Origin of the sequence: Bacillus basilensis (assembly GCF_050630465.1) — a bacterium.
Classification (GTDB): domain Bacteria; phylum Bacillota; class Bacilli; order Bacillales; family Bacillaceae_G; genus Bacillus_A; species Bacillus_A basilensis.
Map to the genome: position 1 here is coordinate 237,697 of NZ_JBNTQO010000005.1, position 12,144 is coordinate 249,840.

The 12,144-nt window shown below is 35.2% G+C and carries 17 protein-coding genes; 13 read left to right on the top strand and 4 right to left on the bottom strand.

Annotated elements, in window-relative coordinates; translation table 11 throughout:
- Positions 1-38: 38 nt before the first annotated feature.
- From ACQVV1_RS13185 to ACQVV1_RS13210, 6 genes are all read left to right on the top strand, one after another.
- Complete coding sequence (locus tag ACQVV1_RS13185) at positions 39-209, top strand: YpmA family protein (protein ID WP_000358352.1); 171 nt, start codon at positions 39-41, stop codon at positions 207-209.
- A 7-nt stretch (positions 210-216) separates the two neighbouring features.
- A complete protein-coding gene (locus ACQVV1_RS13190) occupies positions 217-720 on the top strand; it encodes a cell wall elongation regulator TseB-like domain-containing protein (protein WP_242251907.1) in 504 nt (167 codons plus the stop codon).
- 18 nt (positions 721-738) lie between these two features.
- Positions 739-1,926 (top strand): aspartate transaminase AspB, encoded by a 1,188-nt coding sequence (aspB, locus tag ACQVV1_RS13195; protein ID WP_431168949.1) that lies wholly within the window; start codon positions 739-741, stop codon positions 1,924-1,926.
- A 122-nt stretch (positions 1,927-2,048) separates the two neighbouring features.
- Positions 2,049-2,756: a DNA replication protein DnaD gene (dnaD, locus tag ACQVV1_RS13200; RefSeq protein ID WP_060630206.1), complete on the top strand. Its 708-nt coding sequence runs from the start codon at positions 2,049-2,051 to the stop codon at positions 2,754-2,756.
- 15 nt (positions 2,757-2,771) lie between these two features.
- A complete protein-coding gene (nth, locus tag ACQVV1_RS13205) occupies positions 2,772-3,419 on the top strand; it encodes an endonuclease III (RefSeq protein ID WP_063224135.1) in 648 nt (215 codons plus the stop codon).
- 3 nt (positions 3,420-3,422) lie between these two features.
- Complete coding sequence (locus ACQVV1_RS13210; RefSeq protein ID WP_063224134.1) at positions 3,423-3,941, top strand: YpoC family protein; 519 nt, start codon at positions 3,423-3,425, stop codon at positions 3,939-3,941.
- 23 nt (positions 3,942-3,964) lie between these two features.
- On the opposite strand, the gene ACQVV1_RS13215 is transcribed toward ACQVV1_RS13210, so the two are convergent.
- Both ACQVV1_RS13215 and recU read right to left on the bottom strand, forming a co-directional pair.
- Positions 3,965-6,691, bottom strand: a complete 2,727-nt coding sequence (locus tag ACQVV1_RS13215; RefSeq protein WP_431168950.1) for a PBP1A family penicillin-binding protein — start codon at positions 6,689-6,691, stop codon at positions 3,965-3,967.
- A gap of 65 nt (positions 6,692-6,756) precedes the next feature.
- Entirely contained in the window at positions 6,757-7,359 is a 603-nt protein-coding gene (recU, locus tag ACQVV1_RS13220; RefSeq protein WP_242251218.1) for a Holliday junction resolvase RecU, read from the bottom strand.
- Positions 7,360-7,462: 103 nt separating this feature from the next.
- On the opposite strand from recU, the gene ACQVV1_RS13225 reads away from it, so the two are divergent.
- Positions 7,463-8,488, top strand: a complete 1,026-nt coding sequence (locus tag ACQVV1_RS13225; protein WP_431168951.1) for a DUF2515 domain-containing protein — start codon at positions 7,463-7,465, stop codon at positions 8,486-8,488.
- A 205-nt stretch (positions 8,489-8,693) separates the two neighbouring features.
- On the opposite strand, the gene ACQVV1_RS13230 is transcribed toward ACQVV1_RS13225, so the two are convergent.
- Positions 8,694-8,870: a hypothetical protein gene (locus tag ACQVV1_RS13230; RefSeq protein WP_002020884.1), complete on the bottom strand. Its 177-nt coding sequence runs from the start codon at positions 8,868-8,870 to the stop codon at positions 8,694-8,696.
- Between the two features lie 85 nt (positions 8,871-8,955).
- On the opposite strand from ACQVV1_RS13230, the gene ACQVV1_RS13235 reads away from it, so the two are divergent.
- Complete coding sequence (locus tag ACQVV1_RS13235) at positions 8,956-9,198, top strand: hypothetical protein (RefSeq protein WP_001252039.1); 243 nt, start codon at positions 8,956-8,958, stop codon at positions 9,196-9,198.
- A gap of 15 nt (positions 9,199-9,213) precedes the next feature.
- Complete coding sequence (locus ACQVV1_RS13240; RefSeq protein ID WP_097949079.1) at positions 9,214-9,558, top strand: YppE family protein; 345 nt, start codon at positions 9,214-9,216, stop codon at positions 9,556-9,558.
- A gap of 26 nt (positions 9,559-9,584) precedes the next feature.
- Here the strand turns inward: ACQVV1_RS13240 and ACQVV1_RS13245 are convergent, their stop codons facing one another.
- On the bottom strand, positions 9,585-9,776 hold the full coding sequence (locus tag ACQVV1_RS13245; RefSeq protein WP_000242661.1) for a YppF family protein: 192 nt from the start codon (positions 9,774-9,776) through the stop codon (positions 9,585-9,587).
- A gap of 177 nt (positions 9,777-9,953) precedes the next feature.
- Between ACQVV1_RS13245 and ACQVV1_RS13250 the strand changes: the two genes are divergently transcribed.
- The 4 genes from ACQVV1_RS13250 to gpsB all read left to right on the top strand — a co-directional run bounded on the left by ACQVV1_RS13250 (position 9,954) and on the right by gpsB (position 12,076).
- Entirely contained in the window at positions 9,954-10,454 is a 501-nt protein-coding gene (locus ACQVV1_RS13250; protein ID WP_242251220.1) for a YppG family protein, read from the top strand.
- 156 nt (positions 10,455-10,610) lie between these two features.
- Positions 10,611-11,033, top strand: a complete 423-nt coding sequence (locus ACQVV1_RS13255) for a CotD family spore coat protein (protein WP_431168952.1) — start codon at positions 10,611-10,613, stop codon at positions 11,031-11,033.
- Positions 11,034-11,088: 55 nt separating this feature from the next.
- A complete protein-coding gene (locus ACQVV1_RS13260) occupies positions 11,089-11,643 on the top strand; it encodes an SLOG family protein (RefSeq protein WP_431168953.1) in 555 nt (184 codons plus the stop codon).
- A 97-nt stretch (positions 11,644-11,740) separates the two neighbouring features.
- A complete protein-coding gene (gpsB, locus tag ACQVV1_RS13265) occupies positions 11,741-12,076 on the top strand; it encodes a cell division regulator GpsB (protein ID WP_063224127.1) in 336 nt (111 codons plus the stop codon).
- Positions 12,077-12,144 lie beyond the last annotated feature (68 nt).

The following is a 12,144-nucleotide window of genomic DNA, read 5'->3' on the forward strand; positions in this document are numbered from 1 at the left end:
TATAATTAGAAATTTTTGTGTAACGGAGGAGTTTTTTCATGGATAAGAAAATCGAAGTCCTATCAACGACGCGTATTAAATATTCGTCTGACTTGTATAAAATTGTTGATAGCTTGAATCGTACGTTAAAAGAGCAGGACCTCATGTTCGGATTAGCATTAGACGAAAAAGATAAAGAAACAGCTGTATTTACGATTTACAGAACGTAGTGATAAAATGAAAAAGTGGATCTTTACAATCATTATCGTAATCGTTGCTAGCGGAATGTATGGGGCGTATGTTTATAATAAAGCAATGGAAAAGAAACTTCCTAAAGAGGCAAAATCTGTAGAAATTGCGAAAGAAAAGGCAAAGCTTACAAAAGTAAAATCTGTTGATTATTATAACGGAGAATCTTCATATACAGTCGTACAAGGTACAGATGAAAAAGGAGAACAACTTATCGTTTGGGTGCCTGAGAAAAAAGGGGAAACAATAGTAAGGAAAAAGAGTGAAGGTATTTCTGAAAAAGAGGCTTTACAAAGAACGATTGAACAAGTCGGAGATGACAGTAAAGAGCCCAAAAGTAAGCCTAAAGAAATTTTAAAAGTAAAATTAGGCGTTGAAAACAATATACCACTATGGGAAGTTACATATATTGATGATGACAATCGTTATAGTTACTACAATCTTGCATTTCAAGATGGTCAGTTTTTAAAACGATATAGCATTGAAAAATAGATGTAGGGGGAACTACAAATGAAATTAGCAAAGCGAGTAGCTGCTTTAACACCATCTGCAACTTTAGAAATTACAGCAAAGGCACAAGCATTAAAAGCAGAAGGTCATGATGTAATTGGATTAGGAGCAGGAGAACCTGACTTTAATACGCCAGAACATATTATGGATGCCGCACATAAAGCGATGTTAGAAGGACATACGAAGTATACACCAACAGGTGGATTACAAGCGTTAAAACAAGAAATTGTGAAGAAGTTTACTCGCGATCAAGGAATTGCGTATAATCCGTCTGAAATTATTGTATGTAACGGCGCAAAGCATGCATTATATACATTATTCCAAGTGTTACTTGATGAAGGAGATGAAGTTATCATCCCAACGCCTTACTGGGTAAGTTATCCTGAACAAGTAAAACTCGCTGGAGGTAAGCCAGTTTATGTAGAAGGCATGGAAGACAATGAGTACAAGATTACAGCAAAGCAGCTGCGTGAGGCAATTACAGAGAAAACGAAAGCAGTTATTATTAATTCACCGAGCAATCCAACAGGAATGATTTACAGCGAAGAAGAATTACAACAGCTTGGAGAAGTGTGTTTAGAACATGATATTTTAATCGTTTCAGATGAAATTTATGAAAAATTAATTTATGGTGGAGCAGAATATACTTCAATTGCCCAGCTTTCTAATGCATTAAAAGAACAAACACTTATTATTAATGGTGTATCTAAATCTCATTCTATGACGGGATGGCGTATTGGATATGCAGCAGGAAATAAGCAGCTTATTAAAGCGATGACGAACTTAGCAAGTCATAGTACGTCAAACCCTACTTCAATCGCTCAATACGGCGCAATCGCGGCATATGCAGGCTCACAAGAACCTGTAGAAACAATGCGTCAAGCATTCGAAGAGAGATTAAACATTATTTATGATAAATTAATTCAAATTCCTGGCTTTACTTGCATTAAACCACAAGGTGCATTTTACTTATTCCCTAATGTAAAAGAAGCGGTAGCTTTATCAGGATATGAAACTGTTGATGATTGGGCAAAAGCTCTATTAGAAGAGGAAAAAGTGGCTCTTGTACCAGGTACAGGATTTGGTGCTCCAAACAACGTTCGTTTGTCATATGCGACATCTCTTGAACAAGTAGAGAAAGCATTAGAACGCATTCATACGTTTATGAAAAGTAAAGTGCAAGCTTAATTGTATATTTTATTAACGCAATACAAAAAACCTTCCTACATGATAGGAAGGTTTTTTTTGACGAATTGTGGCAAAAAGAATTAGCGAAAGGTGTGTTATACTAGAGAGCGAGGTGTTTGGTGATGAAAAAGAAAATGATGTTACAGTGGTTTGAACAGGGAAGCATTGCAATTCCAAAATTACTTATGATGCATTATAAAAAATTAGGGTTAAATGAAACGGAATTTATGGTTGTACTTCATGTACACACGTTTTTAGAATCGGGCAATTCGTTTCCGACTCCGTCAGAGATTTCAGAACGGATGACGATTACTGAAATGAAATGTATGGAAGTGATTCAGACATTGATTCAAAAAGGTTTTTTATCACTAGAAGGTGGACAAAGATCAGAAGCGATGATGTGTGAAAGTTATTCTTTACAACCACTATGGGAAAAAATATTGCATTTCTTAATGAATGAATCAATAGAGGAAGAACAAAAAGAAATAAAACAACTGCAAGTAAATTTATATACAGTATTTGAAAAAGAATTTGGAAGACCACTTTCTCCATTTGAATGTGAAACGTTGGGGATGTGGGAAGATCAAGATCAACATCATCCGAATTTAATTCAAGCGGCCCTCAGGGAAGCTGTAATGAGTGGTAAGCTTAATTTCCGATATATTGATCGCATTTTATTTGAGTGGAAAAAGAATGGTATTAAAACAGTAGATCAAGCCCAAAATCAAGGACGAAAATTTAGAGCAAATCAACAACGAACACAGCAAACGACAAAACAAGAGACGAAATTTACTGGAAAAGTGCCTTTTTATAATTGGTTGGAGCAGTAATGTAGGAGGAAGTATATGTTAAATAAAACGCAAATCCGCTATTGTTTAGACACAATGGCGGACATGTACCCAGAAGCACATTGTGAATTAATTCATGATAATCCGTTTGAACTAGTAATAGCGGTAGCATTATCTGCACAATGTACAGATGCACTTGTAAATAAAGTGACGAAAAATTTATTTCGAAAATATAAAACACCAGAAGATTATTTAAGTGTTTCTCTAGAAGAGTTACAACAAGATATACGTTCTATTGGATTGTATAGAAATAAAGCGAAAAACATTCAAAAATTGTGCCGAATGTTATTAGATGATTACAATGGGGAAGTGCCGAAAGATCGAGATGAGCTTACGAAGTTACCAGGTGTAGGACGGAAGACAGCGAATGTTGTAGTATCGGTAGCTTTTGGAATACCGGCAATTGCTGTCGATACGCATGTAGAGCGGGTGAGCAAACGATTAGCGATTTGTAGATGGAAAGACTCTGTATTAGAAGTCGAAAAAACATTAATGAAGAAAATTCCGATGGATGAATGGGGCGTTACACATCACCGTTTGATTTTCTTTGGACGTTATCACTGTAAAGCACAGCGACCACAGTGTGAAGAGTGTCGATTGCTAGAAGTGTGTCGAGAAGGAAAGAAGCGGATGAAGGGGAAATAAAGGATGGAGCGAGTTATAGAAGTACCGAGAGAATTTCGGTACTTACCATTTTTTAAAGAAAGTATAAATTCAATTGAGTATCATACAGAACAGTCTTTTGAAGAAATCATACAATGTACTTACTTTATATTTGATATTGAAAGACAATATGAGCCGTGGAATGAAATTGAAAATAGTATTCCGGTAATGTTGAATGTATGGAAAAATAAGCATGAAGACATTGCCGCATTATTTCGAAACAGAAAGAAACAAGAAGCTGAAGGTCCGATGATTCTTTTTGCAGCGCATTTGTTATCAATTGTATATTGGTTAAATGAGCAACCTGTTCATAGTTTGGATGAAATGGAAGATTACACGAGTAAATTGGAAGTACAACCAGTTAATTTTATGGAGCGGTATTCGTTCATTATAAAGAAACCAAATAATTATCATTCTTATATTCAGTTAGCACAGTTGTATATTGAAATAGAAAAGCTATATGTAAAGAAAATGATAACAAAAAAGAAGTCCTTTTCTCGTTAAGAGAAAGGACTTCTTTTTTGTTATTAAGACTCTGTTGTAACAACATTTCCGTCTGCGTGAGGAGTAGTATCTCCTCCAGTATCCTGTTGCTGTTGTTGCTGTTCTTGTTGTTTGCGTTCCTCATCAGCCTTTTTCTTAGCTTCTTCATCAGCCTTTTTCTTAGCTTCTTCATCAGCCTTTTTCTTAGCTTCTTCATCAGCCTTTTTTCTAGCCTCTTCGTCAGCTTTCTGCTTAGCTTCTTCATCAGCCTTTTTCTTAGCTTCTTCATCAGCCTTTTTTCTAGCCTCTTCGTCAGCCTTTTTCTTAGCTTCTTCATCAGCTATTTTCTTAGCCTCGTCTTGTTTTAGTTTATCTTCATTAGCTTTTTTCTGTGCTTCCTCATCAGCTTTTTTCTTAGCTTCTTCGTCAGCCTTCTTCTTAGCCTCTTCGTCAGCTTTCTTCGCGTCTGGAGTTCCTCCAGGCGCAGTGAAGGATGCACCAACTGCAGGGCTTGTTCCAGTACCTTTTTTCGCTACTACAGAGAAGCTGTAAGTAACGCCTGGTTTAATACCGCCAAGAGTAGCTGTTGTACCTTTTATTGATAAACTACCACTTGAACCGTCTGTCGCTTTATAGCTTGCTGCATATGCATCAACCTCTGCTGGTCCAGACCAGTTTAGTGTAACTGTGCTAGCACCATCGAAATTGACATTAAGACCACTAGGTGCATCTACTTTAATTTGTTTAATTGCATCTTTTTTCGCACCTTTTACATATAACTCTCCGTTTATTTCTTGTACAGAAGAAGGACGCTCAAAACGGGAGTTATCTGTAGCGAATTTGCTCATCATTACTTGGAACATTTGTTGTGCAATTCTAGTAGAGCGATCGCCAATGTAATTTTCTGGACCATCCTTTTCGTAACCAGTCCATACTGCCATTGTATACTGCGGTGTATATCCAGCGAACCAGCTATCTCTGTTTGCATCAGCTGGAATATCATATTTTTTAAGAACGTCTTCATCAAAGTTTTGTGTCCCTGTTTTACCAGCTACGTCAAAACCAGAAACGTATGCTGTTGGACCTGTACCACCAGAACCAGGTTTTACTACGTCACGAAGAACGTCAGTAACCATGTAAGCTGTGTAGTCTTGCATCACTCGTTGTTCTTTCGGTTTAAAACTTTTCTTTGTCCCGTCGGGGAAGATGACTTCTTTTACGAAGTGCGGTTTATTATAGTTACCATCATTACCAAAGGCTGCATATGCACCTGCTAATTGTAATGGAGAACTATCGTTACTACCGATTGCTGTTGATTCATATACTTTGCCGTCTTTAAAGGTCATACCTAAGCCTTCAGCAAACGCTTGTGACTTCGGTAGTCCAACCGCTTGAGCTGTCTTTAAAGCTGGGATGTTTAATGATTTTTTCAAAGCTTCACGTAGTGAAACGTCACCTTTGTAACTCTTTGTGGCATTTCGTATTTTCTTTCCATTGGAATACGTATACTCTGAGTCGTTTAATTGATGGTATGTAGACCATTGTAAATTCTCGAATGCTGGACCATAGTCGAAAATTGGTTTCATGGTTGAACCAACTTGGCGTTTTAAATCAGTTGCCATATTATGACCTTTGAAAGTAGACTTACTGTCTTTGCGCCCAGCCCCAATTGCTCGAACTTCTCCAGACTTTGTATCCATAAATACGAATGATCCTTGGAATTGGTCGCTGGGATACTTAATAAGGTTGCCATCCATAATTTTTTCAGCGTACTCTTGAGCATCTTGATCAAGTGTTGTATGAATTGTTAAACCATCTGAACCAATATTTATATCAGGATATTCTTTTTCAATTTCTGTTACAACAGCATCTAAAAATGCTTGATACTTCATCTCGGTTACTTCTGAAGACGGTTGAAGACCTTCAGTTACAGGGATTTTTATTGCGTTATTCATTTCGTCTTTTGTTATATAACCATGTCGATTCATTAATGATAATACGACGTTACGACGTTGTGTAGCTCGTTCAACGTTGTCTTTTTTTGTTGGATCATAAATATTAGGACCTTGGGGTAAACCAGCGAGCATCGCAGCTTCATGTAACTGTAAGTCTTTTAAATCTTTGTTATAATATTTTTTTGCTGCTGTTGAAATACCGTACGAACGGTTACCTAAGTTAATCTTATTTAAGTACATTTCTAAGATTTCATGTTTAGAGTATTGTTGCTCTAATTTGTAAGATAGGTACCATTCTTGCACTTTTCTCTTTGCAGTTTTGTCCATCGTTAGAAAATAGTTTTTGACTACTTGTTGTGTAATCGTACTACCACCTTGAGATCCGAAACCTCCAGTGACGTTTTCCATAACTGCTTTTGTAGTTCGTTTAAAATCAATTCCATTATGGTCATAGAAACGTGAATCCTCAGTTGCAAGGAATGCATTTTCAACTACTTTTGGAATTTGATCATACGTAACGTGGGTTCGTTTTTCAGCACCGTATTCATAGAAAAAGTTCCCATCTTTATCAAGAAACTTTGTTGATAAAGGATTGACAAGTTTTGATTTGTCTAATTTTGGAGCGTCCTTCACCATAACAAAGAAAGCGGAAACGCCAGCAACAAGACCAACGATACCAAGAAGTAGACAACCTATAAGGAATTTTTTAAAAAAGGAGCCTTTTTTCTTTGGTTTTTTTTCTTTATTTGTTTCTTGCTGTTGATTTTGATTTTTTACATGATTTCGTTCTGTACGAGAACGATAATTATCTGACATTATACTTTCTCCTACCTTTCATTCTCTCCCCAAAAGTCGAAAAAAGAGCCTTAGTGATGACTCTATCACGAAAAATAAACCGTGTCTAGTACACGGATATAATCAATCCGAGGGTGATAACCGCATGATAATAAAGATCCATGCTCTTCTATTTCTTCTTTCGTAATCGATTTCCGTCCACCAGTATTTTGACGATTCCAAAACGCAATAATATGTTTTGCATCTAATAAATAAAATTCATCAAAAAGTGTAAATTTAATAATAACAAATGCAATTCCATTATGAGCTATTACTTGCTTCATATGTTCAATTTGATGAAGGTGGAAGTTTTGAAGTGGAAAACTGGTTTTATTTTTTGTTTCTTTCGCTTCAAAATCGATGTATTTCCCTTTATATACACCGTTGTAATCTGTTGTAGAAGGTTGTTTAAAATACGCTTCTTTTACCACTGCAGCACTTCGAGCGGGGTAATCTACTTTTACAATTTGAAGAGGTGTAGGTTTTTTATGTACACATGCAATATTATGGGTTAAGTAATATTCATTTGTTTCATTCAATTCCTCTTCAAGGGACATACCTCTATTACTATAAGTATGTTTTTTAATTGGTGTTTTATGAGGTTGTGAAGCTTGATTGAACCGTTTTCCATTTGGGTAACGAATGGTCATATTGTGTCCACTCCCAACTTGTTAAGAATTACTTACAAAGGTGATTATAACAAAAAATGAAAAAAGATGTGACCTTTTTGAAGAAAGGTATGATGACTTATTCATGTTTACATGGAATGATTATGAAAAAATTAAACAATATCGTAAAAATATCGCCTGTACAGAAGAAGAAAAAACAATCGTTTACAACATTAAGAGGGAAATAGAAATAGCTAATATGGACAACATTTCTCGAACACAGTCTTATCAAGAATATTATGTAAGAAATAGTGAAATCAGGTGGGCCTTCTTAGCGAGTATGGTCTCGAGAAATGCGGGATGGAATATGACTGATTTAGAAGGGAGGTATTATGCTACTGTTTTACCTCAAAAAGTAAAAAAACATTTGTTTCTGACGTATGAAGAAGCGAATTGGATTATTTTTTTAGATGCATTTCCTCAGCTGTTGTTATACGAAGAAAGTAAGAGGAGGCAGGTGCCACTATTCTATTTGTTACAATATTTCAACGTATCAATTTTTATGGAAAAAGAATGGATATATTTTTGGGAGAAAAAAGATATAAACAGGCTCATGACTGCGCTTATTATAAATGAGCAAAATAAAATTCAAAAACCAGTTATTGAGAATGCATATTTTAAAAAACATGTATTCCATACAGCACTTTTTAAATTGCAAGAAATGCTTCATATTAGTGCCGTTATTTTTCCAACCGTTGAAGGGAATATGTATGGTTTTTCAGTTTATCAATTTGAAACGTTACAAAAGCGTATAGAACTAGGGAAGAAATTAGCGGAGTTACTGTTTCATCCAGATTATAAAAGGTTATTCCATAGGTTTGCATTGCAAACTACACACACAGGGTCAAGAGCAGATTATGAATATTATGTAAGAGTAGCTAGAAAATCTTGTACGCCAGTCCTTAGAGAGGTTTATCCTGTTGTTGCACATAAGGGGTTAAGTATGAGAGATTGGTTTTGTAGAGATACAGAAATAAATGAGCTATTTTTACCAGAAGAGTATAAGGGTGAAGTTGATATAACAGAATGGTATAAAAGAAAGAGAGGGCAAATCTATGTTGCTTCTATTGTAAATCGTTTTGTTAAAAGGATGGAAGAGTTCGTGATATAATAAAAAAGAAGTCCCGTCTTCATTTATGAAGACGGGACTTCTTAATGTGAAGTAATCCTGCCATTTGTGCTAAAAATTTAATCTCAAAACTTAATCAATATAAGAGATTAAGGATGCTTCAGAAATTAGCTTTTTGTAAAAGCCCGATTGGTGAGGGTTGATAATCAGTCGGGGATGAACAGACCCCACTGATTAAAATTTTACTTTATGTAGCAGGGAAGTTTGGACCATCTAACTTTGGATTGCCAGTTTCGGGTTTATTTTGTTTGTTTTGTTTTTTCTTTTTTTCATTTTTGTTCTTTGTCATCTTCATACACCTCCTTTTTGTATTGTTACCATTTCTATAAATGACATACAAAATGATTTCTTTGACGAATAACAACTAGTTTTGTCATGTGGGCAGGAGTGGGAAATCATTCGGCGAAATTACATGACAAAGGAAAAGCAAAGAAGGGGGCGTTTTGTATATGGCGATGGTTCAGAAGGAAGATGTAATGAAAACGATGGATCAAATGTTAAGTTCTCTCGATTTGCTGGAAATGAATATAGGGATTAGAATGAATCATGCATTGAAGGATAAGAGTGAAAAAATATGCAACAAGATAGAAATAACAGAAATGCATATTGAGCATATGGAAAATAAATTAGTGCATCACGAAGAAAAAGGGAATTGGGTGAAGGCATTTCAAAACGTCGTAGTGAGTGCATAATAAGGTGGGAATAAAATGAAGTATGAAGCATTAATACAGTCTTCGGAAAAACTTATGCAGCATAATAATGAAGCGAATGTGAAAAAAAGAGAAATGATTGAATATGATTTTTATAAGGATATGAAACCATTTGTAGATATGGTAGATGAGGAATTAAAAGTGTGGAAAGAATTAGCGTATAAATGGATTAAGGAAGAAAAACCGAAGTATATACATGTACAGCAAATTGATCAAGTGTACGATAATTTACAAACAAATGTGTTGCAATGTTTTGTAAATAAAGGAAAAGGTAAGCGATTCTTTGAAACACATCAAGCCATTTCGTATACTTTGCAAAATATAATTGAGCAATGTAAGTAACAAGAGGGGAAACCCTCTTGTTTTTTTTATGCTTCTGTCATTGTTGTAGGTTTTGTTGCACCGTTTATTTCTAATTCTTTTATTAACGTTCGGTAATCTGAAATACATATTTTTCCTTCGAGATACCAATGTCTCGCAAAGTCTAACAATTCATTTACATTCTCTGTGTAATACCCCTTTTTTTGAGAAAACGCTTGTTTTAAATCCCCTAATACCATGTTGATTCCTCCCCCATGAGAATCTTCTTCTTCATTATCATAGCATGGAAGGGTTTTCTTTTTTAATTTTTTAAAAATTTAAACTTCCGACAAAAATAGACAGATACTTCGTCACACAAATTATTTTGCAGGTACATATTATATATGTAGAAACTTATGTGAAGGAGGAGAGAATGCATGTTTCAACAACCTAACGTATATCAGCAAACGAATCCATATGCACAGCAAAATATGTACCAATATAATACGGATACATATTTACGGTATAATATGTATCCTTTCGAGCCTCATTATGGAAATCAAAATTATTACCAACCATTTGAAGTGTCGTTTATGAATCAACCGCAACAACAGCAGCAACCCTACATGAATCAACAGCAGCATTATATGGATCAACAACAGCAACCTTATATGAATTCCCAATACCATATGCCACCACCATCTCCCTATGGAAATCAACAAGCGATGTTTTATCCACCAAAACAACCGTACCCGACGCAGAATAAACAAAAGCAACAACAGCAACCAAGCCAATTTTCTAGTTTTGTTTCCCAATTTAAAACGTCAGATGGTAACTATGATGTAAATAAAATGATGAATACAGCTGGACAAATGATGAATGCGATGAATCAAGTGACAGGTATTGTAAAGCAAGTTGGAGGATTTTTTGGTAAGTAATTTTGGAGAGTTGTCTATAAAAAAGTATCTTATATGAAGTAGGGGCTAGACAAATTTCCTTGGAGTAAATGGGTATATATAACAAGCGGCTTTCCCTCTTTTCTCATACTGTAAAGTGTAATCAGATTTTTTTAACGAGAGAGGAGAGAAAAAACTATGCATCATTGTCATCCTTGTTTTGGAGGGCATAAGCCTGTAGGACCTATTTGTACAACTGCTCCTGTCGTTCATCCGACGAAACAATGCGTAACACACTCTTTTTCAACAACGGTGGTGCCACACATTTTCCCAACACATACAACACATGTACATCATCAACAAATTAAAAACCAAAACTTCTTCCCGCAAACAAACTCGAATGTAAATGTTGTAGACCCAATTGATCCAGGATTTGGTGGCGGATGTGGACCATGTGGCCATGGTCATCATCACCACGGCCATCAAATATCTCCATTCGGACCAGGACCGAATGTATCACCGTTTGGACCAGGACCGAATGTATCACCATTTGGACCAAACAACGTATCACCAGTAGGTCCAAATATCGGACCAAACGTTGGTGGAATATTTAAAAAGTAAATGATATGTTAGAACTAGCGAAATGCTAGTTCTTTTTTGTAATTGGAGTGTTGATATGAAAGTTATTGTAGTAACAGGATATAAGCCATTTGAACTTGGCATATTTAAAAATGATCATCCAGGAGTAGAATGTATAAAAAAGGCGCTGCGTCGTAAATTAACTGCTTTTGTAGAAGATGGTTTAGAGTGGGTTATAATAAGCGGCCAGTTAGGTGTAGAATTATGGGCTGCTGAGGTTGTTTTTGAAATACAAGTAGAATACCCAAATTTAAAATTAGCGGTATTCACTCCGTTTTTAGAACAAAAAGAAAACTGGAAGGAAGATAACCGTGAGTATTACGAATTTATTCTCTCTCAAGCAGATCATATTGATAGTATTACGAAACGGAAGTATGAAAGCCCAGAGCAATTTAAATTAAAAAATCAATTTTTTATTGAAAAAAGTGATGCTCTTTTAGCTGTATATGATGAAGAAAAACCAGGGAGTCCTAAATATATTGTAGAAGCAGCAAAGAAAAAAGGAGAAATAGAAAATTATCACAGTTATTTTATTCTTTTTTCCGATTTACAAGATATAATAGAAGAGGAACAATGGAATAATGCTGAGTAATATGTAATATAGTACTCGTATATATGATTGACAAAAAGCATTGTTTCTGAAAAAATTTAGTTAATGAAAGTTTTGGCAAAAATTTGAGGTGAAGAAAATGATTTCGGATAAAATTAAATTAACAGCAAAAGATATTTTAGAAAAAGAATTTAAAACAGGTATGAGAGGTTATCAACAAGAAGAAGTAGACAAGTTTCTTGATATGATCATTAAAGACTATGAGGCTTTCCACAAGGAGTTTGATCAATTAAAGCAACAAAATGCTCGTTTAAAGCGTGAACTAGAAGAACAAAAACTAGTAGCAACGCAAGCTCCACAACAACCTGTACAAACACCAGTTGCACAACCAGTATATAACAACACGAATACGGACATTTTAAAACGTCTATCTAATTTAGAAAAAGCTGTATTTGGAAGTAAGTTATACGAATAATTTTTGGTGATAAAAAGGTAAAAGCATTTTACATAGAAAAAAACATTGCAAAATCTTTTTGTTTCCAC